The following is a 25,605-nucleotide window of genomic DNA, read 5'->3' on the forward strand; positions in this document are numbered from 1 at the left end:
GGTGTGCCCAGGGACTTGGCGCCTTGGATTGTCCGCTTTACCGCCCGCGACTTCTGTTTGCTCCACCACATGCTGCTCACCAGGGATCGAACGTTCTTGGACTCAAATGAAAGCCGCGATCAATTGATCGCGGCCGTGTTTTTCACGCGAATGACATTGGCTGTACTGGCGCTTCCATCAAGCCAGAAGGACAGCTTGGAGTACTGTTCGAACAGGTCCGGCGGCAGGATGGTGCGCCGCGACTGCAAGGCGACCTTGCGCTTGACCTTGTGCAGCCCGGCCATGCCCAGTGAATGGTCGAACTCCGGGGCATCGTAGGCCAGGTTGTCGAAATCGTGCTCGAACCAGGGTTCGCCGATAAAGTCGTAGACCAGCCGCATGACCATGTCCGGCGCCTGGCTCAGCAGGTCGTAGTCGATCACCAGCAGGGAGTCGGCGTGTTCGCCGTAATAGGCTTCCTTGAGCGCGGCCCAGGCGAAGCCCACCAGGCGATTGCGCTGGGCCAGGGTCTCGACCCGGCTGTAGACGGTGTTGCGTTCGCCGTCATCGTTGAACAGCTTGGTGTTCTCGAACGGATTGGCGCGATACAGGCGTTCGATGCTGTCCATGACCCAGGCGACATTGCGCACACAGGCGATGACCTTGGACTGGGGGAACAGGTCCATCAGCGCGGGCAGGCGCGCGGACCACTGGCGATTGGTGTCGAAGATCACCGACTTGTCGCTCTTGTCGGCGTAGTAGGAATCGAACAGCCCGGCGAGCAAGCGACGGCGCATGTCGGTGTCGATCACCGAACCGAACTCGCTGCCGGCACTGCATTGGCCCAGCACGCTGGCGAACAGCGACCCGACCGGACTGGTCATGCCGGCATGAAAACGGGGGTTCTGCAGGAGAATGGCGGAGAGCAGGGTGGACCCTGAGCGCGGTAATCCGGAGATAAAGTGAAAACTGCGCAATCCATTCACCGTGACGTAAGTCCATTTGTAGGACAAAGCGTAGCGTAAGGAATTGTTGCGGACTAGTAGTATTTTGACATCAATCGTAGGGACTTTAAGTCGGAAAAGGCCCATAAACACGGGTGTTCATGGGCCTTTTCCACTGTCTGATGGCTCTATATCAGGCCTCTGGTGGTTAGTGTCCGCTACATGGGGGATGACAGGTCTCATATAAAACCGCCTGGGTGTCGCCCCCCGCGTGCTGGTCGATTTTCCGCCAGCCGGTCGGAATCGTCGGGAACTCGTCCGGCGCCACCCGGCTCATCACCAGCCAGACGCGGCCGTTACCCGCCGGCAGGTCCTCCAGATGATCGAGATAGACCCCGGCATTTTCATCGACCAGGGTGCCGAAGCCGTAGCTGTTGGGCCGGGTCGACACACCCTGGGCGGTGGGTCGGGTATAGAGGCGGGGCGCCGTCGCACTCTTGTCGTAGTACCACCAGGTCAGGTACCAGAACATGTCGCCCAGGACCACCTGGTCGCCCACGGCCCGGTGCTGGTCCATGTACTCGACCATATTGCTGAACTGGTCGTCGGCGTCCACGGTGTAGTTGTTCTTCAGGCCCACGCCCTCCACCACCAGGATCGTCACCAGCAACAGCCCGGCCAGGACCTTGAAACGCCGCGCCAGCCGGTCGATGAACAGCGCCAGGATAATCGGCAGGGCCAGCGCCGGCACGGTCAGGTAGCGTTCGATGAACACCGGCGAGACAAACGAGACCGCGAAGACCAGCACCAGCGGCAGCGCACTGTAGATCACCAGCATCGTGTCGAAGTGATAGCGGCTGCGATCGCTCCAGGCCATGTACCCCAGCACCACCGCCATGAAGGCCGGCAGGCTGACGAACAGCCACAGCGGCATGGTTTCACCGTCGTCCTGGGCCATCAGTTGCCAGATCATCGAGGGCAGCGAACGCCAGGTCACCGCCGGTTCCCAGCCGACGTCGCCGCCGACCTTGAGGTCATCCATGTGCAGCACCAGGTCGATCAGGCCCGGCAGCCACGGCAGGAACAGCACGACGATCGCCACGTTGGCCAGCCACCACTCGCGGCGGGCGATATAGCGGTGCGCACTGCCGGGCTGACGGCGGATCACCAGCAGATAGAGCCAGTGCGACAGCACGCACAGCGCGGAAAAGTAGTGGGTGTAGAACCCGGCCGCCATCAGCAGCGCATAGATCACCAGGTAGCGCTTGCGCTCGGGTGCGCGGACCCAGTACACCAGCGCCACCGTCGCCCCCAGCAGCCATACGCCCATCAGCGAATACATGCGTATTTCCTGGCTGTAGCGCACCGCCGTGGGCAGCAGCGCCAGCAGCAGGCAGGCCAGGAGCGTCGCCCGACGACCGGCGATCAGCCAGGTCAGCCAGGTGCCGAGGAAGACCGTGATCACCCCGGGCAGCGCGCTCATCAGGCGGATCGACAGGATGGAGTCGCCGAACAGGCCGATCCAGCCATGCAGCAGCGCAAAGTACAGCGGCGGATGGACATCGTGGGCCGCATGCACCCACAGGCCGGACAGCGGGTACTGGGCCAGCAGCAGGCTGGAGCCTTCGTCGCCCCAGATCGCCGCCGCCGTCAGTTGGTGCAGGCGCAACGCCACGGCCAGCACCAGGAGCGGTACCAGCCAGGGTTCGCGAAGCAGCTGTACAAGAGGTTGCGGGTGCGTGACAGACCGACCGTAAAGTCGCGTTGTCGCTTCATCATTACTCGGAACGCCCATCACCACCCTCTGGAAATCAACCACTGCCCCCACTCGGGAAGCATGACCCGGTGATTGTAGGCTAGAACGTCATCGGCTTGCCCGACTGTTCCAATCGCGACCTCTACCCCGCAAAAAAACCGGCAGGTGCCAAGCCAGCGTCTACGCTTTGGGGCGGTGCACAAAAAGCCCGGGCACAACGGGTACCGCACCTCTCCCAACACGGCTGAAGGAAAAGGATCCATGGAAGTATTTCTCGGCACCATCCAGATGTTCGGCTTCAACTTCGCCCCCAGGGGCTGGGCGCTCTGCAGCGGGCAACTGCTGGCCCTCTCGCAATACCAGGCACTGTTCGCGGTGATGGGCACGACCTATGGCGGCAATGGCCAGCAGACCTTCGGCCTGCCCAACCTGCAAAGCCGGCTGCCGGTCTGCCAGGGTAACGGGCCGGGCCTGACGCCACGGGTCATGGGCGAAGTCAGCGGCACGGAAAATGTGTCGATCCTGAGCAGCAACCTGCCCACCCAGGTGGTTCCGACCGCCAGCCTGACCGTCAACACCACGATCAACCTGGCGAGTGCCCCGAGCAACGCGGTCACCGCCCCGACCGCCACCAACTCCTACATCGGCGCATCCGCTCCGTCGGGCCCACCCTCGGCGGGTATCTTTTCCGACGCTCAAGGTTCATCGCCAGTCGCCCTGAAAGGTGCCGCCAGCACCATCGCCGGCAACCTGACCATACCGGGTGGCAACCTGCCGCTGGGGACGATGAACCCGTTCCTGGTGGTGAACTTCAGCATCGCCCTGGAAGGAATCTTCCCGTCACGTAACTGATCGGCTACAAAACTTGTGGGGGCGGGTTTGCCAACGATGGCGTCCGTAAGGTCGATGCAAGACTTGTCGGCTTCATCGCCAGCAAGCCGGCTCCCACAAGGGTCCCCACCGACCGTGTCTTATGGAGAACATCGATGCTGCAACAGGTTTCCAACGAACATTTCCAGCCACTGGTGGACCAGCCCTGCCCCCTGCACCTGCCCGACGGCAGCCTGCTGCCGGTGCAGGTCGAGTCGATCCGGCTGCGCCCGCAATCGCAACTGCCGGAGAGTTCGCGCGTGCCTTTCAACGTGATGCTGCGCAGCCTCGGGCCGACGGACTTCGTCGACGGCCTGTGCGCCCTGGAGTTGCCACAAGTGGGGCGTCTCGATGCGGTGTTCGTCTCCCGCGAGCCGCCGCTGGGCCGTGATCCGGCCCTGGGCTACTTCAATATCGTCTTCAACTGACGCCCGGATACCACACCAGCCGCTCGGCGGCCGGTGAACTTTCCTCGACCCGGAACCCCAGCGCCAGGTAATGCTGGCGCGCCTGGGGATTACTGGCCCAGACCACCGTCGCCACCGGGCAGCGCACCTGCTCGGCGGCCTTCTGCACCCCTTGCAGCACGGTACGCCCGAAACCCTTGCCACGGGCCCCCGGAATGAATGCCAGGTAGAGCACGCGGATTTCGTTGGGACCGAAATCGGCACTGAGCACGCCAATCGGGGTGTCGAGCTTTTCCACCACATAATGCATGGCATCGGGGAAGTGCTCGCCGATCCCCTGTTCCTGCACCTGGAACTGATGGGCGATCACCTGCTCGATCAGCTCGGGCTCGGCATCGATCCACTGCAACTCGGGTCGCGCCGACTGGTAGAGGCTTTGCAGAAAAGGCCCGTCGGTGGCCCGCGATGGCCGCATGGACAAGCCTGCGGCGGACGAACTGTTCAACATCGGCTGTACTCCCTGAACCGTTGTAATGACTAGAAACCACTCTCCCGCACACCCAGCGCGGCCATGCGCCGCCAGGCCGTGCCCAGCAAGGACTCGTTGCGCCCTTGCAGCACGGCCACGCCGCGTAGCGGATGGCTCGGCGTCGGCACTTCCTCCAGCAACTTCAGGCGCACCCCGTATTGCGCCTGCACCGGCTCCGGACGACGATTTTCATCGCGCCGCACGGCAATCGGGCCATGGTGATCGGAGGTCAGTGCCTCCTGGTCGATGGCCGCCACGCCATTGGCGTCGACATCCAGCAGTTCCACCGGCCAGGCCGGGCGCATCGGATCGTCGGCGACAAAGCGCCCACTGGCCCCCGGTGCCACGCGCCACAGGTCTTCTTCGGCCAGGTAACCACGCAGGCGGGTGCCTTCCTCGACGATGCGCAACAGCGGCTCCTTGATCGAGACCCAGCGCCCGGCGACCAGTTGCCGCATCAGGTCGCGCACCTGGCCGGCCTGGGGCGCCCGCAGCAACAGGCGCTCGCGCCGGGCCAGCAGACCGCGGTACTCGGCCACCGACTCCGCCAGACGCTGTTCGAGCACGCCGACGTCCGCTGCCGTTTCGCTGCGCCCGGCCTGGCGACGCATCTGCAATTGCAGGATGTCGATTTCACGACGGACGATGATCAGCCGCGAATCGACGTCCGGCGATTCCAGCTCCACCAGTACCGCGCCCTGCTCGACCACCTGGCCATCGTGCACATTGACCTGCTTGACCCGTGCCGCCACCGGCGCATGCAACGCGGTGACCCGGCCGGCCTCGAGCATCGCCGGCACCTCCACGCTGCTGCGCCACGGCACCGCCACCAGCAACAGCAGCGCCAGCAGCCCCAGGCCGCTGAGCAGCACCCGCGGGGTATGCGCCTGCTCGCGCCGCGACCACCATTCACGGGTTTCCTTGAAAATCGGCAGAAAGATGAACCAGCCCAGTTCCACCAGCATCAGGAAGATACCCAGCAGTTTGAAGAACAGGTGATAGACCGCCAGGGCGATACCGAAAAACAACGCCGCGCGCCACAGCCAGGAGAGGAAGCCCCACCACAGCAAACGCCGCTGCATGGCCGGTGACCAGGGCTCGGGCGCCGGCTCGTCGTAGCCGAACAGGGTTTCGCGCAAGCGCCAGCGGCACAGGGCAAAAGCCCGGCCCTGGAGGTTGTCGACTTCCCACAGGTCGCTGAGCAGAAAATAACCATCGAAGCGCATGAACGGGTTGAGGTTGACCGCCAGGGTGGTCAGCCAGGTGGCGCTGGCAAGCATGAACGCCGCCGTGCGCGCCGGCCCGTCAGGCAGCAGCGACCACGCCAGCAGGGCGATACAGGCCAGCACCAGTTCGGCCATGACCCCGCCGGCACCGATCAGCAGCCGCGCCTTGCGGTCGTTGACCCGCCAGGCATCGCTGACATCGGTGTAGAACAGCGGCAGCAGGACCATGAACGCCACCCCCATGCTCTGTACCCGACAACCGGCACGCTTGGCCATGAAGGCATGGCCGAATTCATGGCAGAGCTTGGCGAAGAACAGCGCCACGCCAAAGGCCAGGGCCCCGCCGAGGCTGAACAGGTGCGGGAAGGTCGAGAGAAAGCGCTCCCAGTCCCGCGATACCAGGAACACGCCGAGCCCGAGGGTCAGCGGCAGGCCGTAGCGCAGCAGGTTCGGGCCGAAACGCTGCAGCCAGGGCCAGGCGCGATTGAGAAAGGCATCCGGACGCCATAGCGGGATGCGAAAAAACAGGTATTGGTGCAGTGCCATCTGCCACAGGCTCTGGCGTGCGGAGGCGGCCTTCCAGGCATAACTGGCGCGCTGTTCGGGATCGAGCGCGGCAATCAGGTCATGAGCCCGGAGAAAGGCCAGCAGCTCTTCCACCTCGGTCTCGCCCAGGGGCAGGCCCGGCTCACGGTTGGCGGCCTGCAACACTTGCGCCGGATCGCCCAGCGACCAATGACGCAGCAGGCGGATGGCCTGGGCACCGAGCTTGAAGTAGCGCCCGCGCACCGGATCGGCCAGGGTCCAGCGTGGCGAGCCGTCCAGCGCCGTCGACGCGGGCGTCAGTTGCAGGTCCGCCCGCAGGCTGGGCAGGTTCATTACAGGCCGACGCTCTGGCGCAGCCCGGCCAGCGGCCGGCGCAACAGGTACAAGGCCAGCGGCGCGCGCTGGCCGAAGATTTTCGCGGTGCCGCGCAGGCCAATGCGCGGTGGCGGCGAGTCGGTAAACCCGGCGTCGAGCCGATAGGCCAGTTGCCCGGCCGCCGTCGATTGCGCCTCATAGGCCACCCGTTCCAGTCTGGCCGAGTGGCGCTGCAACGGGTCGCTGTCGAGGAACAGTGCCACCTCGGCGTCCGGCTCCAGGGCAATGGCGTCGCCCACCGCCAGTTCGATGCGCAGCTCGGCCTGGCTCGGGTCGGCGATTTCCATGAGCCGCTCGCCGGTCTGCACCGGCTTGCCGGTCCAGCGCTCGGCGTCGGCGAAGACCGCGATGCCATCGCGCTCGGCGCGCACTTCGCTACGCTTGAGCAGTTCGGCGGCGTAATCACGTTCGGCACGCTTCTGCTCGACCCGCGCGGCCAGCAAGTCGATCTTCGAACTCGACTCGGCATCGGCGAAGGCACGCTGGGCATTGGCCTTCAATTCAGCTTCGGCCACCCCCAGGGTGCGCTGGGCCACATCGGCCTGGGCCTTGAGGGTGGTACTTTCGAAACGCACCAGCAGGTCGCCGGTCTTCACCGCCTGGTTGGGTTTGACCAGGAACTCGGCCACCACGCCGTCCAGCGGTGCCGCCACCACCCGGCCGGCCAGCGGCACGACTTCCGCCGGCGCCAGCACCGATTGGCGCACCGGAATCAGCAGGCTCAGCAACGCCAGCGCCACCAGCAGGACCTGGCGCTTGCGCGTCAACCGCAAACGCCAGGGTCGACGCGGCTGCAACGCCAGCCAGGCATGGCTGTAGGTGTCGCCCAACTGGGCCAGCAGGACCTGCTCGGAAGGGTTCCAGGGATTATCGCGGGCGAACCAGATGCCGCCGAAGACCTCGCCTTTGTGATCGAGCAACGGCAACCAGAACACCTGCGTCGCGGACAGGCTCTGCCAGTCCTCGCGGACCGAGGCACTGAAGGCGTCCATCGGGACCACGGTCGCGGGCTTGGCCCGTTCCAGCTTGAAAATCTGCGCCACGGCCTGTTCGACAAAGGCGACAAACGGCGCATTTGGTTCCACCGAGCTGACCCCGGTCACCGCCCGCACTTTGCCGGCGATCAACAACGCGGCATGGCGGAAGCCGAACAGCGCCTGGCCGTCGTTGACCAGGCTGTAGGCCAGTTGCTCGGTGGTCCGGGACGCGCGGGTCAGGCGTTCAAGATCGAGGAACTGGGCAAAGACCCGCTCCGCCGCCCCCGCGACCGGCGCGTTCACTTGAGCTCCGCGAAATGCGCCGTGCCGCTCATGCCCGCCAGCAACCCGTCGGCCTTGGGCAGGCTGGCCACCAGCAACAGGGTCTGGCTGCCTTCATCGATACGCGCACCGAGGCGCTTGATGGTCGCGGTCAGCGGCTGGCCGGTTTCATCGGGGACAAAACTGAAGGTCTGTCCGGGCTTGAGCTTGCCCATCCAGCGCGAGGGCACCAGCAGGTGGATTTCCAGGGTACGGTTGTCGACGATCTCCAGCATCGGCGCACCGGCCGAGACACTTTCGTAGCGCTGGACCTTGCGCTGCACGATTTGCCCGTCATAAGGCGCGATCACGCTGCAACGCTTGACCTGGACCTGGTAGACCTGGGCCTGGGCCTGGGTTTCGGCGACCTTGGCTTCGGCGCGGGCCACCTCGAAGCGGCCCACCGAGTTGAGCGAAGCGAGCTGGCGGTTGTGGGCCAGTTCTTCATTGGCGCCTCGACCGGCGGCCTGGGCCGCATTGAGCTGGGCCTGGTAGGCCGAGCAGTCGAAGCGTGCCAGGGTATCGCCCTTGTTGAAGGTCTCGCCTTCGCTGAAGGGCAGCTCGATGATCCGCCCCGACAATTCACTGGCGAGCATCGCCTGGTCCCGCGCGCGCAACACGCCACGGGCCTCGCTGGCCGAGGTCGCATGGGCTCCCGGCGCGGCATTGTCCAACAGCGGATCACCCTCGCTGGCCGCTTGCGCCTGAGTCAGGCACGCCACACAGGACAATCCGAAAACCCAACCCCACAAACGCTGCATAACAGTGACTCCTTGTCGGACAATCGCGAGTCTACGACAGTCAGGTCAAGCGTCAAGCAAATTGCCATCATCCTGATCAACACCATCGATGTGCGGCAGGTCACAGCCTGCGACGCCCCAGCCTGAACAAGCATAGGTGCAGATGCCGGGGTTCGGTATGATGGCGTCCCCTCCGGCCCTTGGCGCCGCACGTTACAGGATTAAGGACAATTCATGCGTATCGGTCTTCTGTCATCCCTGGCGCTGGGCGTCGCCTTCTCCTCCATGGCCCAGGCCAGTTCCGATAATTTCTGCTACCCGCGCTGGTCGATGGTCCAGTACGACCTCGACCGTTGCAGCAACCTGGCCTTCCTCAATCCGAGCAACGACAGCCGGGTCAACCTGCGCCTGTTGCTGGCCGACCAGGGCAGCGTGGCGCTGACGCCCAACGAACTGAGCGAGGACGACCTCGCCGAAGGCTACGGCCCGGTGCCGTTCCCCAATACGCGCCTGGACCCGGCCAACTCGCCGGATGTCACCGACGAGCCGGACGACTCCACCACCGCCAGCCTGGAAGAAACCCTGGAGAAGCTCGGGATCAAGCGTGAAAGCGAGACGCCTGCCGGCGACGCCTTCCTCTCGGGCGAAGGCAGCCGCTGCCGCAGCAACTCGGACGACAGCGCCAGCGCCTTTATCAACGCCCTGGTCGGCACTGGCGAACTGTCCGCCGCCGAGCGCCAGGCCCTGGCCAACTCGCGGGTGCAGATGCTCGCGGCCTGCACCTGGGACCCGGCGCAGCAGGCGGCGCTGGTGCCCGGCACCCTCGCTTCCGCCCCGGCCCAGGCGTTTGCCGCCTACCTGCGCGCCGCCAGCGACTTCTACAGCGGGCGTTTCAGCGAGGCGGCCGGCGGGTTCGCCACCTTGAGCCAGAGCAGCCAGCCGTGGCTGAAGGAAACCGCGCTGTACATGCAGGCGCGCACCGCCCTGAACATTGCCCAGCAGAACACCTTCGATGCCGACGGCATGCCCACCGAGGGCGAGGCCGACCCGGCGCAGTTGAAACAGGCCGAAGACGGTTTCAACGCCTACCTGAAAAGCTACCCGCAGGGCCCGTATGCGGTTTCCGCCCGCGGCCTGCTGCGCCGGGTCTACTGGCTGGCAGGCGATTCCGACAAGCAGGCGGCCGAATACCTCTGGCAACTGAGCCAGCCCGAAGATGCGTTGCGCAATGTCTCCTCGGATGACCTGGTGCAGGAAATCGACAACAAGCTGCTGTTCGGTACCGGCAAGGTCAACCAGCCGCTGTTCCAGGCGGTCAACGACTTGCTGGGCATGCGGCCGCCGAATGACGACAACCGCTCGCCACGGCTGACCCTGGAGACCTTGCAGGCGCAGAAAGCGACTTTCGCCGCGCAACCGGCGCTGCATGACTACCTGCTGGCGGCGTTCCACCTGTATGTGGAAAAGAACCCGGAACTGGCCCTCAAGAGCCTGCCCACCGAGATCCCGGCGAAGCTCGACTATGTCGCCTTCAGCCAACAGGCACTGCGTGGCCTGGCGCTGGAAGCCCGGCAGGACTGGAACGGCGCCGAGGCGCTGTGGTTGCAGCTGCTGGCGCAGGTGAAGCAGCCGCTGCAACGGGAAACCCTCGAGCTGGCCCTGGCCAACAACTACGAGCGCAGCCAGCGGGTGGCCAACGTCTTCGCCGCCGATTCGCCGATCAAGACGCCCCAGGTCCGCGCCATCCTCCTGCGCCATATCGCCGATGCCGGGCTGCTGCGCCAGCAGGTCAACCAGGGCGCGGATGCCACCGAGCGTGACACGGCCCTGTTCGTGCTGCTCTACAAGGACCTGCGCCTGGGCCATTACCCGGACTTCGCCGAAGACCTCAAGCAACTGCCCGCCGAACCGGCCGACAGCCGCCTGGGCACCAGCATCGGCTACACCTACAGCGGCGGGCAGTCGCTGCGGCTGTTCCGCTGGACGGGCGCCAAGGCCGAATCGGGCTACGCGTGCCCGGCCATCGGCGAAACCGTCGCGACCCTGCAAGCCGACCAGAACGCCCCGGTGGCGCTGAACTGCCTGGGTGAATTCATCCTGCGCAACAGCCTCGACGGCATGCCGCTGGACAGCCAGCGCAACAAGGACGAGCTGGGCGGCACTCCGTCGCTGTTCAAGGGCCCGCTGTACTCGCGCCTCGACGGCTACCAGAGTGTGATCGCCAACCCCAAGGCGTCCCATGCGGACAAGGGCTACGCGCTGTTCCGGGCGATCAACTGCTACGCCCCGGCCGGCTACAACAGTTGCGGTGGGAAGGAAGTCGAGCCGGCGCAACGCAAGGCCTGGTTCAAGCAATTGAAGAGCGGCTTCGCCGACACCCAGTGGGGCAAGTCGGCGCAGTATTACTGGTAAGCCGCGATGAGCCGCTGGCGCTGGCTGTTGCTGGCCGGCTGGCTGGGCGCCGGCAGTGGGCTGGCGGCGGTCGATGCGCGGGACCATGACGCCTTCTGGCTGTGGAGCGGCGTCGCCCCGCAGCCGGTGCTGGCCCAGGCCCGTAGCCTGTATATCCTGCAGGGACAGATCAGCCAGTCACGCCGCGCCCCACAGCGCGGGGTCAGCTTCATCGCCCAGGGCATCGCGATCCCGCGCCTGACCCGGGGCGAAGTCTGGGTGGTCTACCGCGCCCACACCCTGCGCTGGCCGGAGCCGGTCTATCGCCAGTTGCTCGGCCAGGTGAAACGCTGGCAACAGGCGGGCAATCCGGTGGTGGGCATCCAGATCGACTTCGACGCCCGCACCCGTTATCTCGACGAATACACCGCCTTCCTGCGCGACCTGCGCCAGCGCCTGCCGCCGGAGCTGCGCCTGAGCATCACCGGGCTGATGGACTGGAGCAGCAACGCCGATCCGGCGGCCATCGCCCAGCTCAAGGGCGTGGTGGATGAAGTGGTGGTGCAGACCTATCAGGGTCGCCACAGCATTCCCGACTACGCCGCCTACCTGCCCCGGATGAACCGGTTGGGGCTGCCGTTCAAGATCGGCCTGATCCAGGGCGGCGAGTGGCAGGAGCCGGGCTACCTGAAGGGCAGCGAGTGGTTTCGCGGGTATGTGGTGTTTTTGCAGAATCGCTGAGGCAGGCGGCACCTGGGCCTGCGCCTTAGCGGCCAAGCCCGCTCCCACAAGACCATGCCAACCACTGTGGGAGCGGGCTTGGCCGCGAAAGCGTCAGCCCGAACAACACCGCTTACCGCTGCATACCCCAGCGTTTCACCGTCACCCGCTCCAGGGTGTCGAACACCAGGTTCTCCACCAGCAGGCCGATCAGGATCACCACGGCCAGGCCGGCGAAGACCTTGTCGGTATACAGCTCGTTGCGGTTCTGGAAGATGTACCAGCCCAGTCCGCCCTTGCCGCTGGTGGCGCCGAACACCAGTTCCGCCGCGATCAGGGTGCGCCAGGCGAATGCCCAGCCGATCTTCAGCCCGGCGAGAATCGACGGCAGCGCCGCGGGAATAAGGATGAACAGCACGAAGCGCAACCCCTTCAGGCCGTAGTTGCGGCCTGCCATGCGCAGGGTTTCCGAGACGCCGAGAAAGCCGGCATAGGTGTTCAGCGCCAATGCCCACAGCACCGAGTGCACCAGCACGAAGATCAGGCTGTTCTGCCCCAGCCCGAACCACAACAACGCCAGCGGCAGCAGGGCAATCGCCGGCAGCGGGTTGAACATCGAGGTCAGGGTGCTGAGCAGGTCACGGCCGAACTGGGTCGACACCGCCAGGGTGGTCAAGGCGAATGCCAGGACAATCCCCAGCACATAGCCCTTGAGCAGCACCACCAGGGAGATCCCGACCTTGCCCAGCAGCTCGCCGCTGAGCAGGCCGTCGTACAATGCACTGGCCGTCTGCAGGAAGCTCGGCAGCAGCAGGTCGTTGTTCTGATAACGCGCCACGACTTCCCAGAGAATCGCCAGCAGGATCAGGATCAGGCTCTTGCGCAACCAGCCCTGCTGCCACAGCCGTTGCGCCAGCGGCAATTCGCGCTCCAGCGGGACGGCGAGCAGCGGCTCCAGGGTCACTTCGTATTCTTTACGCACAGGGGATGAAAGGCTCATCGGGCATTGCTCCAGCCGCTCAATAGGCGATGCGGATATCGGCGAAATCCAGTTCGGTTTCAGCCTGCGGGGTTTCGTCGAACAGCAGCCGGTGGATCCGTCGTGCCGACGCCTGGAACGCGGCGCCACCGAGGCTGTGCAAGTCGTACTGATGGCTGTGGATTTCCGCCCGCACCCGCCCCGGATGGGGCGACAGCAGGAGGATGCGGTTGCCCACCACCAGCGCTTCTTCGATCGAGTGGGTGACGAACAGCAACGTGAAGCGCACCTCCTCCCAGAGCTGCAGCAGTTCTTCCTGCATCTTGCGTCGGGTCAGGGCATCGAGGGCGGCGAAGGGTTCGTCCATCAGCAGGACCTTGGGCTGCATCGCCAGGGCCCGGGCAATCGCCACCCGGGCTTTCATGCCACCGGACAAGGTGTGCGGGTAGGCATCGGCAAAGGCGGCCAGGCCGACCTTGTCCAGGTAATGCAACGCCCGCTCTTCGGCTTCCCGGCGCTTGAGGGTGCCGGACGCCAGCAGCGGAAACATGACGTTCTGCTTCACGGTTTTCCAGGGCGGCAACTGGTCGAATTCCTGGAACACCACGATCCGGTCCGGACCCGGCTCATTGACTACCTGGCCCTGCAGGCGGATCTCGCCTTCGCAGGGACGGATAAACCCGGCCACGGCCTTGAGCAGGGTCGACTTGCCACACCCGGAAGGCCCGAGCAGGACAAAACGGTCCTCGCGGTCGACCTCGAAACTGACCTGGTGCGTCGCCCGCACCACTCGCGCCGGGGTGCGGTATTCCAGGCTGACCTGGTCGACCGCCAGCAACGCTGAAGCGGCGACGGTCGGGTTGCTGGCCGTGTGGCCTTGCAAGGGGGCATTCATGTCGATCAGCTCCCCTGCAGCAGCTTGGCGTCCTCGAAGAAGTAGTCCTTCCACGATTCCGGCTTGTGCTTGATGGCGCCCACACGGTAGAGGAACTCAGCCAGCGGGTAGGTGTTCTTCGGCGTCACGCTGAATTCGAACTGCGGGTTGTCGATGATTTTCAGCAGGGCCGCGCGGTCGATCTTGGCCTTGGTCACCCGTAGATAGGTGTCCGCCGCCGCGCCTTTGTCCTTCTGCGCGAAGTCGGCCGCTTCGGCCAGGGCGTCGACGAAGGCCTTGTAGGTTTTCGGGTTGTCGTTGCGGAATTTCTCGGTGGCGAACAGCACGGTCGGCGAGTTCGGCCCGAGCAGGTCGTAGCTGTTGAGCACCACGTGGACGTTGGGGTTTTCCAGCGCCTGTTCCTGGAACGGCGGATTGGAGAAGTGCCCGGTCAGCTCGGTGCCGCCGGCGATCAACGCGGCCGTGGCATCCGGATGGGGGACGGCGACGGTGTACTTGTCCAGGCGATTGAACTCCTTGTCGCCCCACTGCCTGGCCGCCGCGTATTGCAGGAAGCGCGACTGCACGGACACCCCCACCGCCGGCAAGGCGATGCGGTCCTGGTCGGTGAAGTCGGCAATGGTCTTGACCTTCGGATTGTTGCTCACCAGGTAGTACGGGAAGTTGCCCAGGGAAGCCACGGCCTTGACGTTCTGCTTGCCGTAGGTGCGGTCCCAGATGGTCAGCAGCGGGCCGACGCCGGCACCGGCGATATCCACCGAGCCGGACAGCAGGGCGTCATTGATCGCGGCGCCACCGGACAGCTGGGTCCAGTCGACCTTGATATCGATGCCTTCGGCCTGGCCGTATTTCTCGATCAGGTGCTGGTCGCGCACCACGTTGAGCAGCAGGTAGACAATGCCGAACTGTTCGGCGACGCGGATCTGGCCTTCCGCCTGGGCGGTGGCCGGTGCCAGCAGGCTGCCGGCCAACAGGCTCAAGCCCAGGCCGATGGACGTGGTGAGGCGGCCGAGTTTCGGCAATAGCGCAAAGGGTGCAGGCATGGGGATGCTCCTTGAAGCGATCAGGTCAGAACGGGGCATCGCCCTGGATGGTGGTGCGGTAGAGCTTGCGCCGCAGGTGGCTCGGGCAACCGGCGGCCAGGTGCACCAGCGAACGGTTGTCCCAGAACACCAGGTCGTGGGGCTGCCATTGATGGCGGTAGACGTTTTCCGGGCGCACGCTGTGGGCGTACAGCTCGCTCAACAACTGGCGGCTTTCGTCTTCCGGCAGGCCGACGATCCGGGTGGTGAAACCCTCGCTGACGAACAGTGCCTTGCGCCCGGTTTCCGGGTGGGTGCGGACGATGGGGTGCACCACTTCGGCGACCTGGGCCAGTTGTTCCGGGGTGAGGGTCGGCCGCCAGTTGCCTTCGAATTTGCTTTCGCTGTAGCGGGCCGTGTACGAGTGCGCCGCCGAACGGCCTTCAACCGCCTGGCGCAGGGCCTCGGGCAGGGTGTCCCAGGCCTTGTGCTGGTCGGCGAACAGGGTGTCGCCGCCTTCGGCCGGCAACTCCTGGGCGTGCAGCATCGAGCCCAGGCTCGGCAGTTCCTTATAGGAAAGGTCCGAGTGCCAGAACTTTCCGGCGTCGCCCAGGCCGATATTCTGACCGTTCTCGATGATGTTGGAGACGATCAGGATTTCCGGGTGGCCGGCCAGGAGAAATTGTTTAAGAACGTGAATCTGCAACACGCCGAAACGACGACTGAAGGCGATCTGTTGCTCGGGACTGATGCGCTGGTCGCGAAAGACCACCACGTGATAGTCCAGGTGCGCGCGATGGATGCGGGCGAAATCCTCTTCATTGACTGGCTGGCGCAAGTCCAGGCCGACGATTTCGGCACCGACCGCGCCGACGAAGGGACGAATCTCGAAGGATTGGGACGCCACCACGGACGCCGGGGAAACCGCTGAAGCCGAAGACATACATTCACTCCCACGCAGAGCACGCTTTCAGTGCGCGCCTCGATCAGAAACTCACGGTGGTCCCGTGTTCGTTCAGTTCGTGCGGCGCACCGATTGGTCGGTGGGTACGCAGGAGGACGACCATATAGTCATAAGAAAAATAATTTAAATACTATTTCGGAATATGCATAGGACGGACAAGAGGACAACGGCATCACCGGCCCCCGCCGTTTCAGATCCGTGTGCAAAACCACCCCATCGATGACAAGTAATACGTACTCACAAAAATGACCGCCCCCTACGTTCATTTAGGAAACGATTGATGGTTAAGCGGGGGGCCCTGGAAGAAAATGGCACCTTGCGATCACCGCAGTTGAGCAGGCTCGATCTCGATCATGAGCACGGGCCGGTTTGACAAGCACCCGGGCAGCTCCTAGCGTGCCATTGGATCCAATTTGAATTCTGTTCTCGAGCAGCAGGTAGTTTCAGCGTGGCAGAAAAACCGAACCCTTTGAGCAGCATCCTCGTCAACGGTCCGATTCCCGCCCACCTCGCGCGGGCGGTAATCGAGGAATCCTTGCGTGGCGCCATTCTGGATGGGCGACTGCCTTGCGGCATGGCGGTGCGCCAACAGGAGTTGGCAACGCTGTTCGGCGTCAGTCGCATGCCGGTCCGCGAGGCCTTGCGTCAACTCGAGTCGCAGGGGCTGCTGCACGTCGTCCAGCACAAGGGCGCCGTGGTCGCGCCGCTGATCGACGATACCTCGACCGAAAACTACAACCTGCGCATCCTGCTGGAATCGGAAGCCCTGCGCCTGTCGGTGCCCCTGCTCACCGAGGACGACTTCGCCGAAAGCGCTGCCTATATCGACCAGCTGGAAACGGAGACCGACTACACCCAGGTCGGCCGGCTCAACCGTCTGTTCCACATGAGCCTCTACCGCAAGGCACCCAACCACAAACTGCTGGCCCTGATCGACCAGGGCCTGGTGGAGGAGGAACGCTTCCTGCGTTTCAACCTCTCGGCCATGGGCCTGGGCAAACTGTCCCAGGACGATCACCGGGAGCTGCTCCAGGCCGCCCGTGACGGCCAGGTCGATGTGTGCGTGGAGCACTTGCGCCACCACTTGCAACGCGGTATCGAGGTCATCCAGCGCTACCTGGGCAAGTCTTGAACAACCCGTCGACACACGCCATGCCCGCGTCTTGAGCACAACGCCCCCGTAGCCCGCTGCTGAACGTAGCCGTACCGCCTTGGCTCAGGGCGGGATAACCGAGCCTGTTCGAAGCGTCGGACGCGCTTCACATCCCCTGGCGATAGTCGAGCCGTGCATTTGGGCACACTCTGGTCAATCCAGGCAGCACGAGCGGAACGCGGCGCAACTCGCGCGTGAGGCCCGGACAAGAGACAGATCTGAAGGAGAGCTTTGCCACAGGCCTGGGGCCGGAAGAACCGTGCCTCGACCTCGTCTATCAAACAACCGGCCATCCCGTTCAAGAGTGCTCGAGTGAGGCATTCACTCAATACCCTTATTCTGCTCATTATCGAGCGGAAGAGCCGCTCTCATCCAAATAAAACAACTTCAAATTGTTTTATCGGCATTGTTCAACCCTGGTAAAAAGGAAGTTTTTATTATTTTAAAAACAACTTGATCGGCATTTGTTTTCTGTACTAGTTTTGAATAACCGCGAGAATGCGCCCGCCGGCGATGGCCCACAGTGTGGAGACGCCGCCCCGGCAGAGCCAGACAGAACACGCTGACATAACCAGCAGACACGATGACAATGGCAGGCATGCCGTTGGTTCAAGCTCTTGAGTTTGCGAACTCCTGATCAAGGACTTCGCTCGTCCGTCATTTATCGACGGCCACGACACAACATGACAAACAACCGCGAGGCGGTGTTTGCCGTTACTCCATTTACCAACCGAAAAGGTGGCTAATGAATACTTGTAAAGAATATCTGGAACACCGAAAAACCCAACTGAGCGAACATTCTGTTTTCCGCGAAATACATTCACTGCCATTACTCAGGCGCTTTATGGAAGTGCATGTCTTCGCGGTATGGGACTTCATGTCGCTGACCAAGCGCTTGCAACAGGAACTGACCAGCGTCGATCTGCCCTGGCTGCCCCCCAGGGACCCACGGGCAGCCCGAATGATCAACGAGATCGTGCTCGGCGAGGAGTCGGACACGCGCCACGGAGAAGGCCATTGCAGCCATTTCGAGCTGTATCTGGAGGCCATGCGCGAGATCGGTGCCGATACGCGGGTCATCGAAGGTTTTATCCAGCGGCTGCGCGAGGGTGTCGCCGTCGACGATGCCCTGCAACAGGCCGGTGTCGACCCGGGCGCCGCCCGCTTTGTCCGGCAGACCCTCGATATCGCCTTGAACGCGGCGCCGCATTGCGTTGCCGCGGTCTTCCTGCATGGCCGGGAAAGCCTGGTCCCGGGGATGTTCCAGCGGCTGCTCGAACAGTGGGGCATCGACCGCACCCAGGTGCCGACCCTGCACTACTACCTGCACCGGCATATCGAGGTGGATGCCGGCGACCACGGCCCGGCTGCCGCGCGCCTGCTGGAGCGCCTGGTGGATGCTGATCCGCAACGCGAGCACGAAGCCTGTGCCGCCGCCCTGCTGGCCGTGGAAAGCCGCCTCGCGCTCTGGGACGACGTCCGACAGAAACTGCGCACCGCAACTCGCGGGGTCGCCGTATGAACGCCGGCGACTACAGCTCCTGCGCCGAGGCCTGGGAAAGCCGCGCGAGCATCCGTACCCGTCCGCGGCGCCTGCTGGAGAACGATGATCGGCTGATCTATCCCCTCAGCCGCCAGCCGCTCGTCAACACGGCGGCGTTTCTTGCCGGGTGCCCCGGGCAGCGCGACTTCGTACTGATCCAGAGCCTGTACAAGTTCATCAACGATGTGGTGATTTTCGAGACCGAGATCGTCGACCGCACCGCCCGCCGCATCGCCAAGGACCGCTTTGCGATCCGCTTTCCGTTCGCCTGTCGCTATGACGCCATGACCGTGGTGGTGGACGAGGACTATCACGCCCTGGCGGCCATGGACTTCCTGCAGCAGACCATCGCCCTGACCGGCGTCGAGCCGATTGCCCTGCCCGACGAGATCGAGTTGAGCCGCGCCATACCGGCGGCCCTGGGCATGGCGCCGGAACACCTGCAGGGCGCTGTCGAGCTGATCTGCGTGGCGATCGCGGAAAACACCGTGACCAACGATGTCGCGGCCTTTGCCAAGGACGACACGGTCAAGGCCTCGGTCAAGGGGCTGATGGCCGACCACCTGCTCGACGAAGGCCGGCACGCCGTGTTCTGGACGCGCCTGGTGCGGCTCTACTGGCAGGACGCAAGCGAGGCCGATCACGAATTGATCGCCGGGATCCTGCCGGTGTTCATCGTTCATTACCTGACCAACGACCTCCAGAAGACCTTCGATTTCACCGTGATCGAGCACCTGCCGGTCGACGAGCCGGTCCGCCAGGCGCTCAGGCGCGAAGCCCTGGGCCTGGCCTATCCGATCAACCGCCACCATCCGCTGGTCCTCAATATCGTGCGGTTCCTGCGCAACAGCTCGCTGCTGGATTCGCCCGCCGTCCGCGACGCCCTGGGCGACTACCTGCTCTAGCCAAGGAGATCATCATGAGACGTCTCGAGATTCTGCTCGTCGGAAGCAGCCAGGTGCTCGATGAGCTGATGCAGGAGCTGGAGCAGCAGGGTCATCCTGTCCGGCGTCTGGATAACCCCCAGGCCGTCGCCGCGGGCCTGCCGCCGGCAACGGACCTGCTGATCGAGGATGGCAGCCTGGCGCTGCCCGCCCATATCGACGGTGCCGTCCGCCTGGGCTTGCGCCTGGAGTACGGCCCGTTGACCAGCGCCGGCCTGCCGGCACTGGCCCTGCGCTGCTGGCAGGACGGCCGCCTGATCGAGCGCCAAGCGGTCGACCAGGATGGTTCCGGCAACGGCCAGGCGCTGCGACTGGCGGCGAGCGAGGCCTTGCTCGAGTTGTGCACGCTGCTGGTCAGCCGCTTTGCCCGCGACAGCGACTGCTTCCTCGACATCCCGCCCGTGGCGGCCTTGCCATGCGACGCGCAACATCCCCTGTCGATGTTGGAGTCGCTGGCCTTCGAACATCGCTTCAACCACACCGCCCGCCCCGATCTGCTGGCCCTGGCGACGGTGCCGGTGCTCCGCCGTATCGAAGACAGCCTGCGCCGGTTCGCCGCGCGCCCGGCCCTGACCTTCAATGGCGACTCAGCAAATTATCGCCAGTTGCACGCCCACGGCCTGGCCATCCAGGAGTGCCTGCTGACGGCGCTCGCCGGGCGGGATACACCCAACGAGGCGCCGGTGGTCGGTGTCTGCCTGGACAAGACCGCGGCCCTGTACGCGGCGCTCCTGGCCATCCTCGGCTGTGGTGCGATCTATCTGCCGCTGGACCCGGCTCATCCAGTCCAGCGCCAGCAATCCATCCTGGAGGACGCCGGGGCGGTCCTGCTGCTGCACGCGGGGCGCCATCCCCTCGACGATCACCTGCCCTCCCTGGATATCAGCGCGGTGCAGATCGACCACGCGGCCCCGGACGGCTCGTCCCTGTTGCGCCAGGCATCGCCCCCTGACGCGCCCTGCATCGCGCTCTACACCTCGGGCACCAGCGGCCAGCCCAAGGGGGTGCTGCTCAGCCAGGCCAATCTGGCACATTTCACCGCCTGGTACGCCGAGCAGGTGCAGCTCAGCGAACACAGCCGGGTCCTGCAGTTCTCGGCCCTGAGCTTCGACGCCTCGCTGATCGATATCTTCCCCAGCCTGGTCCAGGGCGCCGAACTGGTGGTCGCCAGCGACGACCAGCGACGTGATCCCTTGCAACTGGCTGCGCTGATCCGCCGACAGCGCATCAGCCATGCCTTCCTGCCGCCCATGCTGCTCGGCATCCTGCCCCTCGATCCGCCGCTGGGGCTGAGCCATGTGACGACCGGCGGCGATGTCTGCGAACCCTGGGTCATCGAACAGCTCACGCGCCAGACCCGGTTCTACAACCTCTATGGACCTACCGAGGCGACGGTGCTGGTCACTGCTCGGCAGTTCCACGCGGGAACCGGCAATCGCAACCTGGGACGGCCGATCGCCAACAGCCGGGTGTTCATTCTCGACGAGCACGGGCGGCCGGTAGTCGAACAGACGGTCGGCGAGCTCTATATCGCCGGGCCGGGGGTGACCCTGGGCTACCTGAACAATCCGGGGAAGAGCGCCGAATGTTATGTCTGCCTGGACATGGGCGACGGCTCGATACGACGGGTCTATCGCACCGGCGATCTGGCGAAGTGGACCGACGAAGGCATAACGCTCTGCGGCCGTCGCGACCATCAGGTGAAGATTCGCGGCTTCCGCGTCGAGCCCGAGGAAATCGAGCATTGCCTGCGCAACAGCCGGTTGTATCGCCAGGTGGCCGTGGTCATCGACAGCCGCCGCCGGATACTGGCGTACCTGGCACAGCCGGTCACGCCCGGCCGCGGCCGCGAGGCCTTGCGGCAACACGTCGAGCACTGCCTGCCGGACTACATGCACCCGGCCGTCTATGTCGAGCTGGCCGGGCTGCCGTCCGCCGGCAACGGCAAGGTCGACCGCCGGGCGCTGCTGGAGCTGCCCGTGCACCTGCCCGGCGCGCCTCACCTGCGCTTGCCCGACAATGCCGATGAAGCCTGGTTGCGCGGACTCTGGGCGCAGTTGCTGGAACTGCCGGTCGACGAGATTTCCACCGACGAGAGCTTTTTCAACCTGGGCGGTCATTCGATCCTGCTGTCGAAGCTGCTGCTGGGAATTCGCGAACACTACGGACATGGCATCTCCATCAACCGCTTTATCGAGGAGCCGACACTGTGTCGGCTGGCGATACTGGTCAGGGGCGAGTCGACCCGGGAGGCGGTGAGCCCGCGGGTATTCATCGACGCCGTGCGCGAACCGGATTTCCAGGCGCTTGCGGCGGTACACGCGGGCGACCCTGGCAAGGTGGTGCTGACTGGCGCCAACAGCTTTGTCGGCGTGCATATCGTCGAAGCCCTGCTGGCCGACGGCGTGAGCGAGATCGCCTGCCTGGTGCGCGACAGCACGGCGGCCCCGGCGGCCGAGCGTTTCGCCCAGGCGTTGCGCGACAACCGCCTGGAGCATCTGGACCTGAGTCGCGTGCGGGTCTATCCGGCTGATATCCGCCTTCCCCGCCTGGGGCTGACAGAGCAGGTGCATGAGCGGATCGACCGCGAGTTCGGCGTGCTGATCCACAACGCCGCCCACGTCAATCATGTGCTCGACTACGAAGCCCTGGCCGCCGACAACGTCGATCCGCTGTTCGAGTGCCTGCGGCTGTGCGAGGGCCGCAGCAAGAAGGTCTTCAATTTCATCTCCAGCCTGTCGGCCTGCAGCCGTATCGCCGAGGACGGGCGGGTGCTGGAGCAGCCGCCGGCAGACACGCCGCCGATCTACATCCGCAACGGCTACAACCTGTCCAAGTGGGTCGGCGAACGGATTCTGCAACGGGCGCGCGAACAGGGTGTCTGGGTCAATCTCTACCGCCCCGGGAACATCGCCTTCAACAGCCGCAACGGCGTCTGCCAGCCACACCGCAACCGCCTGCTGCTGATGCTCAAGGGTTCGCTGCAACTGGGTCAGGTGCCCGCCCTGGCGCTGAATTTCGACCTGATGCCGGTGGACTTCCTCGCCCGCTTCATCGCCTCGCAAAGCCGGCGCGTGCCCGACAATCCTGGCGTATTCAACCTGCATAACCCGCAGCCGCTGAGCTGGAACGACTACGTCGCGGCGTTTCGCGAAGCCGGCCATGCCTTCCAGTTGGTCAGCGTCGCCGACTGGCAGCGCCAGTTGCAACGGGTCGACCGTCATAACGCGTTGTTCGAGGTGCTGGGTTTCTATCTCAACGGTTTCGAAGAGGACATCGGCGATATCTCGGCCATCGAGCATGACCATGCCGCAGCCGGCATCCGGCGCATGGGCGAAGCCTATCCGTGCAAGTCCCCGGCGTTGCTGCGCAAGGGCTGCGACTACCTCCGGCAGATCCGGTTCATCTGATTCCCCACAACCCCCTGGAGCACTCCATGAATACCCTGCAACCCGATACCCTGATCCGCAACCCGCAAGGCCAGCCCGTGGTGTCCTCGGTCGAGATTCCCCGCGACGCCGCCAGCGCCTGGACCGTGGTCGGCGATTTTGCCGGCTTTGCGGCCTTCGTTCCGGCGCTCGCGCATATCGAGATGATCGGCGAGGGCACCGGCGCGCTGCGCAAGAAGCTGTTCAAGGACGGCCACGTGGTGGTCGAGCAACTCAACAGCCACGACCCGACGGCGATGTGCATGACCTGGACCACGCTCTACAACACCCTCGGGGTCGGCCAGCTCTGGGCGGCGATGCGGGTCGAGGCTCTGGCGGCGGAGCGCTGCCGCGCGACCTGGACCATCATCGCCGAACCACTGGGTGACGATCCCGAGGACCTGCCGGGCTTTCGTCATTTCATCCAGGCGTTCGCCGATGAGGCAATGGGGAATGTGCGCAGCCTGTTGGCCTGAGACATTCCGATTGAATTCAGGGTTATCACAAGCTTCGCGGGCAAGCCCGCTCCCACAGGCACAGGCACTGCCGAGACCAGGCAGGTCCCAGGCAGCGCCTTGCAGTGACATCAGATCCTGAAGCTGTCCACCAGTTGCTTCAAACGGCTGGCCTGCTGTGACAGGGCATCGCAATCCTTCAACGTTTCGTTGAGGTTGGCGACGCCCTGCTGGTTCAGCAGGTTGATCTGATTGATGTCGACATTGAGGGTTTCCACCACCGCCGTCTGCTCTTCGGTCGCTGCCGCCACCGACTGGTTCATGCCGTCGATCTCGCCAATCCGCTGGGTCACGCTGATCAGTCGGGCACCGGCCTGGTTGGCGACTTCGACGCTCTCTTCGCTGGAAACCTGGCTGGCATTCATGGTCGTCACCGCTTCACGGGAACCGACCTGCAGCGAGGTGATCATCTTGTGGATCTCTTCCGCCGACTCCTGGGTACGGTGGGCCAGGTTGCGTACCTCGTCCGCCACCACGGCAAAACCGCGGCCCGCCTCGCCTGCCCGCGCCGCCTCGATGGCGGCGTTGAGCGCCAGGAGGTTGGTCTGCTGGGAGATGCCCTTGATCACATCGAGAATGTGCCCGATGTTGTCGGTGCTCGCGTTCAGCGTCTCGATCTGGGTGCAGGACAGGCTGATCTTCTGCGACAGTTCGGTCATCGCCAGGATGGTTCGCTCCACCACCTGGCGACCGTCATCGGCCTGCTCGCTGGCGCCACTGGCGTGTTGCGAGGCATCGGCGGCATTGCGGGCGATTTCCTGGGTGGCCGCGCCCAACTGGTTGATCGCCGCCGCGACGCTGTTGGTCCGCGCGCTTTGCTCATCGGAACCGATGATCGAGGCGTTGGAAGAACTCATCACCCGCTGGGAGAGATCGTGCACCTGGCGAGTGGCCGAGGACACCTCGGAGATCGACGCATGAATCCGCTCGACGAACTGGTTGAAGGAACTGGCCAGTTCACCGAACTCGTCCTTGTTCTCGATGGTCAGGCGCCGGGTCAGGTCGCCCTCGCCCTGGGCGATGTCCTGCATGGCGCGGCCCATGGTGGTCAGGGGACGCATCAGTACCTGGATCAGCAGGGTCAGCAGCACAGCGATGGCGGCCACCGCGATAAACATCGCGATCAGCGCTGAAGTGCGGAATTTGCTCAGGGGGGCATAGGCCTTGTTCTTGTCGATGGACAGGCCGATGTACCAGTCCGCCGAGGGCAGGCCCACCACCGGCGTGAAGGACAGGATTCGCTGCTGGTTGTTCAGGGTGACTTCCTGAATACCCTTGGTGATGCGTACCGCCGAGCCCGGGTAGATGTCCTTGAGGTTTCTCATCACCTGGTCCTTGTCCGGGCTGACGATCACCTGGCCGTCACCGCTGACGAGGAACGCCTGGCCGATGCCACCGAAGTCCACCGAGTTGATGATCCTCACCAGGGTTTCCAGGCTCAGGTCGCCACCGACCACGCCGAGCAGTTGCCCGCCGCTTTTCACCGGCATGGCGATGGTCACCACCAGTCCACCGACCGAGGCCATGTACGGCGGGGTGAGCATGGTCTTGTCGGCTGCCACGGCGGATTTGTACCAGGGGCGCTGACGCGGGTCATAGCCGTCCGGCATCTTCGCGTCGGGGCGCTGGGTGAAGGTGCCGTCCGTCTGGCCGACATAGGTGAACTGGAAGTTGGAGGTGAATGCCGGCTGGTCGACCAGGCCGGGATAGTCCGCTTTGCTGCCTTGGTGCGCGACGTCCTGCGCGAGGTTTTCCAGGACCAGGATCCGCCCGCTCAGCCAGTTCTGCACACTGCTGGCGGTCAGCTCACCGGCCTGCTGGACCGACGATTCGAGGTTCTGCCGGATGGTGCTGCGCTGTAGGTAATCGTTGTACAGCGTGAACAGCGCGAAGGCGAGAACCACGACACCGGAAGCGGCCAAAAGGATTTTATGGCTGAATTTAAGGTTCATTTCATAGACTTCTTATGCCGAAGGTGGGGATGCGTGCAAAAGGGACATTCCTTGTACGGCGTAGGCAGCGTTCTATGACTGCTCCACTTTGGTGCACGCATTGCTCACCATGCTGTCGGCACCATGGAGCGAAAACTTAACTCATTTCGGCAAGCGGATGATGGCTTTTTGCTCGCCACAAACAAAAACCCCCGTCTGCGTTAGCAGACGGGGGTTTCGGAATTTAATCTTGACGATGACCTACTCTCACATGGGGAAACCCCACACTACCATCGGCGATGCATCGTTTCACTGCTGAGTTCGGGATGGGATCAGGTGGTTCCAATGCTCTATGGTCGTCAAGAAATTCTGTAGCCGGTCCGTCGCTTGTGCGACGTGCCAGCAAAATAAGGAACTTCTATCTATAGAAAAACAAAACCCCAACTGCTT

At 64.2% G+C, this 25,605-nt stretch carries 21 protein-coding genes and 1 rRNA gene; 9 read left to right on the top strand and 13 right to left on the bottom strand.

Annotation, left to right across the window (positions count from 1 at the left end):
• Positions 1-119 precede the first annotated feature (119 nt).
• Positions 120-965, bottom strand: a complete 846-nt coding sequence (locus HX881_RS07635) for a sulfotransferase family protein (protein ID WP_177083780.1) — start codon at positions 963-965, stop codon at positions 120-122.
• A 166-nt stretch (positions 966-1,131) separates the two neighbouring features.
• Complete coding sequence (locus tag HX881_RS07640; protein WP_177083782.1) at positions 1,132-2,718, bottom strand: glycosyltransferase family 39 protein; 1,587 nt, start codon at positions 2,716-2,718, stop codon at positions 1,132-1,134.
• A 222-nt stretch (positions 2,719-2,940) separates the two neighbouring features.
• On the opposite strand from HX881_RS07640, the gene HX881_RS07645 reads away from it, so the two are divergent.
• Positions 2,941-3,531, top strand: coding sequence for a phage tail protein (locus HX881_RS07645; RefSeq protein WP_177083784.1), 591 nt, complete (start codon positions 2,941-2,943; stop codon positions 3,529-3,531).
• 134 nt (positions 3,532-3,665) lie between these two features.
• On the top strand, positions 3,666-3,977 hold the full coding sequence (locus HX881_RS07650; protein WP_017124782.1) for a DUF6916 family protein: 312 nt from the start codon (positions 3,666-3,668) through the stop codon (positions 3,975-3,977).
• Here the strand turns inward: HX881_RS07650 and HX881_RS07655 are convergent.
• The 4 genes from HX881_RS07655 to HX881_RS07670 are packed head-to-tail and all read right to left on the bottom strand — an operon-like array spanning position 3,970 to position 8,691.
• Positions 3,970-4,464: a GNAT family N-acetyltransferase gene (locus tag HX881_RS07655; protein ID WP_177083786.1), complete on the bottom strand. Its 495-nt coding sequence runs from the start codon at positions 4,462-4,464 to the stop codon at positions 3,970-3,972. The genes HX881_RS07650 and HX881_RS07655 overlap by 8 nt on opposite strands.
• A 29-nt stretch (positions 4,465-4,493) precedes the next feature.
• The gene (locus tag HX881_RS07660) at positions 4,494-6,590 is read right to left on the bottom strand and encodes a site-2 protease family protein (protein WP_177083788.1); all 2,097 of its coding nucleotides are present in this window, start codon (positions 6,588-6,590) and stop codon (positions 4,494-4,496) included.
• Entirely contained in the window at positions 6,590-7,912 is a 1,323-nt protein-coding gene (locus tag HX881_RS07665; protein ID WP_177083790.1) for an efflux RND transporter periplasmic adaptor subunit, read from the bottom strand. The genes HX881_RS07660 and HX881_RS07665 overlap by 1 nt, the downstream gene beginning before the upstream one ends.
• The gene (locus tag HX881_RS07670) at positions 7,909-8,691 is read right to left on the bottom strand and encodes an efflux RND transporter periplasmic adaptor subunit (protein WP_017124787.1); all 783 of its coding nucleotides are present in this window, start codon (positions 8,689-8,691) and stop codon (positions 7,909-7,911) included. Before HX881_RS07670 ends, HX881_RS07665 begins: the two co-directional genes overlap by 4 nt.
• A gap of 213 nt (positions 8,692-8,904) precedes the next feature.
• Here HX881_RS07670 and HX881_RS07675 point away from each other — a divergent pair, with 213 nt between their 5' ends.
• Entirely contained in the window at positions 8,905-11,082 is a 2,178-nt protein-coding gene (locus tag HX881_RS07675) for a PA5441 family protein (protein ID WP_177083791.1), read from the top strand.
• A 6-nt stretch (positions 11,083-11,088) separates the two neighbouring features.
• A complete protein-coding gene (locus tag HX881_RS07680) occupies positions 11,089-11,802 on the top strand; it encodes a DUF3142 domain-containing protein (protein ID WP_177083793.1) in 714 nt (237 codons plus the stop codon).
• 112 nt (positions 11,803-11,914) lie between these two features.
• Here HX881_RS07680 and HX881_RS07685 read toward each other — a convergent pair whose 3' ends face one another.
• From HX881_RS07685 to HX881_RS07700, 4 genes are read right to left on the bottom strand one after another with little or no spacing between them, the layout of a single operon-like run.
• On the bottom strand, positions 11,915-12,781 hold the full coding sequence (locus HX881_RS07685) for an ABC transporter permease (RefSeq protein ID WP_177083795.1): 867 nt from the start codon (positions 12,779-12,781) through the stop codon (positions 11,915-11,917).
• Between the two features lie 19 nt (positions 12,782-12,800).
• Positions 12,801-13,655, bottom strand: a complete 855-nt coding sequence (locus tag HX881_RS07690) for an ABC transporter ATP-binding protein (protein ID WP_177083797.1) — start codon at positions 13,653-13,655, stop codon at positions 12,801-12,803.
• Between the two features lie 5 nt (positions 13,656-13,660).
• Positions 13,661-14,698, bottom strand: coding sequence for an ABC transporter substrate-binding protein (locus HX881_RS07695; RefSeq protein WP_177083799.1), 1,038 nt, complete (start codon positions 14,696-14,698; stop codon positions 13,661-13,663).
• A gap of 25 nt (positions 14,699-14,723) precedes the next feature.
• Positions 14,724-15,620, bottom strand: coding sequence for a TauD/TfdA dioxygenase family protein (locus tag HX881_RS07700; protein WP_177066437.1), 897 nt, complete (start codon positions 15,618-15,620; stop codon positions 14,724-14,726).
• A 469-nt stretch (positions 15,621-16,089) separates the two neighbouring features.
• Here HX881_RS07700 and HX881_RS07705 point away from each other — a divergent pair, with 469 nt between their 5' ends.
• Entirely contained in the window at positions 16,090-16,773 is a 684-nt protein-coding gene (locus tag HX881_RS07705) for a GntR family transcriptional regulator (protein WP_042934767.1), read from the top strand.
• A gap of 408 nt (positions 16,774-17,181) precedes the next feature.
• On the opposite strand, the gene HX881_RS07710 is transcribed toward HX881_RS07705, so the two are convergent.
• Positions 17,182-17,394, bottom strand: a complete 213-nt coding sequence (locus tag HX881_RS07710; protein ID WP_146049261.1) for a hypothetical protein — start codon at positions 17,392-17,394, stop codon at positions 17,182-17,184.
• A gap of 145 nt (positions 17,395-17,539) precedes the next feature.
• Here HX881_RS07710 and HX881_RS07715 point away from each other — a divergent pair, with 145 nt between their 5' ends.
• The 4 genes from HX881_RS07715 to HX881_RS07730 are packed head-to-tail and all read left to right on the top strand — an operon-like array spanning position 17,540 to position 23,185.
• Entirely contained in the window at positions 17,540-18,316 is a 777-nt protein-coding gene (locus tag HX881_RS07715; protein WP_177083801.1) for a DUF3050 domain-containing protein, read from the top strand.
• A complete protein-coding gene (locus HX881_RS07720; RefSeq protein ID WP_177083803.1) occupies positions 18,313-19,242 on the top strand; it encodes a diiron oxygenase in 930 nt (309 codons plus the stop codon). The genes HX881_RS07715 and HX881_RS07720 overlap by 4 nt, the downstream gene beginning before the upstream one ends.
• A 14-nt stretch (positions 19,243-19,256) precedes the next feature.
• Entirely contained in the window at positions 19,257-22,691 is a 3,435-nt protein-coding gene (locus HX881_RS07725; protein WP_177083805.1) for an amino acid adenylation domain-containing protein, read from the top strand.
• A 26-nt stretch (positions 22,692-22,717) separates the two neighbouring features.
• The gene (locus tag HX881_RS07730; protein WP_177083807.1) at positions 22,718-23,185 is read left to right on the top strand and encodes an SRPBCC family protein; all 468 of its coding nucleotides are present in this window, start codon (positions 22,718-22,720) and stop codon (positions 23,183-23,185) included.
• A 110-nt stretch (positions 23,186-23,295) separates the two neighbouring features.
• Here HX881_RS07730 and HX881_RS07735 read toward each other — a convergent pair whose 3' ends face one another.
• Both HX881_RS07735 and rrf read right to left on the bottom strand, forming a co-directional pair.
• Positions 23,296-25,176: a methyl-accepting chemotaxis protein gene (locus tag HX881_RS07735; RefSeq protein ID WP_177083809.1), complete on the bottom strand. Its 1,881-nt coding sequence runs from the start codon at positions 25,174-25,176 to the stop codon at positions 23,296-23,298.
• 227 nt (positions 25,177-25,403) lie between these two features.
• Positions 25,404-25,519, bottom strand: a 5S ribosomal RNA gene (gene rrf, locus HX881_RS07740).
• Between the last annotated feature and the right edge of the window lie 86 nt (positions 25,520-25,605).

The sequence above is a fragment of the Pseudomonas gingeri genome (genome assembly GCF_013386115.1).
Lineage (GTDB): Bacteria > Pseudomonadota > Gammaproteobacteria > Pseudomonadales > Pseudomonadaceae > Aquipseudomonas > Aquipseudomonas gingeri.

Excerpts from the sequence above, each read along its gene's own strand:
- HX881_RS07640 (WP_177083782.1), bottom strand. The coding sequence starts at position 2,718 with ATGGGCGTTCCGAGTAATGATGAAGCGACAACGCGACTTTACGGTCGG.
- HX881_RS07645 (WP_177083784.1), top strand. The coding sequence starts at position 2,941 with ATGGAAGTATTTCTCGGCACCATCCAGATGTTCGGCTTCAACTTCGCC.
- HX881_RS07650 (WP_017124782.1), top strand. The coding sequence starts at position 3,666 with ATGCTGCAACAGGTTTCCAACGAACATTTCCAGCCACTGGTGGACCAG.
- HX881_RS07655 (WP_177083786.1), bottom strand. The coding sequence starts at position 4,464 with ATGTTGAACAGTTCGTCCGCCGCAGGCTTGTCCATGCGGCCATCGCGG.
- HX881_RS07660 (WP_177083788.1), bottom strand. The coding sequence starts at position 6,590 with ATGAACCTGCCCAGCCTGCGGGCGGACCTGCAACTGACGCCCGCGTCG.
- HX881_RS07670 (WP_017124787.1), bottom strand. The coding sequence starts at position 8,691 with ATGCAGCGTTTGTGGGGTTGGGTTTTCGGATTGTCCTGTGTGGCGTGC.
- HX881_RS07675 (WP_177083791.1), top strand. The coding sequence starts at position 8,905 with ATGCGTATCGGTCTTCTGTCATCCCTGGCGCTGGGCGTCGCCTTCTCC.
- HX881_RS07680 (WP_177083793.1), top strand. The coding sequence starts at position 11,089 with ATGAGCCGCTGGCGCTGGCTGTTGCTGGCCGGCTGGCTGGGCGCCGGC.
- HX881_RS07685 (WP_177083795.1), bottom strand. The coding sequence starts at position 12,781 with ATGAGCCTTTCATCCCCTGTGCGTAAAGAATACGAAGTGACCCTGGAG.
- HX881_RS07690 (WP_177083797.1), bottom strand. The coding sequence starts at position 13,655 with ATGAATGCCCCCTTGCAAGGCCACACGGCCAGCAACCCGACCGTCGCC.
- HX881_RS07695 (WP_177083799.1), bottom strand. The coding sequence starts at position 14,698 with ATGCCTGCACCCTTTGCGCTATTGCCGAAACTCGGCCGCCTCACCACG.
- HX881_RS07700 (WP_177066437.1), bottom strand. The coding sequence starts at position 15,620 with ATGTCTTCGGCTTCAGCGGTTTCCCCGGCGTCCGTGGTGGCGTCCCAA.
- HX881_RS07710 (WP_146049261.1), bottom strand. The coding sequence starts at position 17,394 with ATGCCTGCCATTGTCATCGTGTCTGCTGGTTATGTCAGCGTGTTCTGT.
- HX881_RS07715 (WP_177083801.1), top strand. The coding sequence starts at position 17,540 with ATGAATACTTGTAAAGAATATCTGGAACACCGAAAAACCCAACTGAGC.
- HX881_RS07720 (WP_177083803.1), top strand. The coding sequence starts at position 18,313 with ATGAACGCCGGCGACTACAGCTCCTGCGCCGAGGCCTGGGAAAGCCGC.
- HX881_RS07725 (WP_177083805.1), top strand. The coding sequence starts at position 19,257 with ATGAGACGTCTCGAGATTCTGCTCGTCGGAAGCAGCCAGGTGCTCGAT.
- HX881_RS07730 (WP_177083807.1), top strand. The coding sequence starts at position 22,718 with ATGAATACCCTGCAACCCGATACCCTGATCCGCAACCCGCAAGGCCAG.
- HX881_RS07735 (WP_177083809.1), bottom strand. The coding sequence starts at position 25,176 with ATGAACCTTAAATTCAGCCATAAAATCCTTTTGGCCGCTTCCGGTGTC.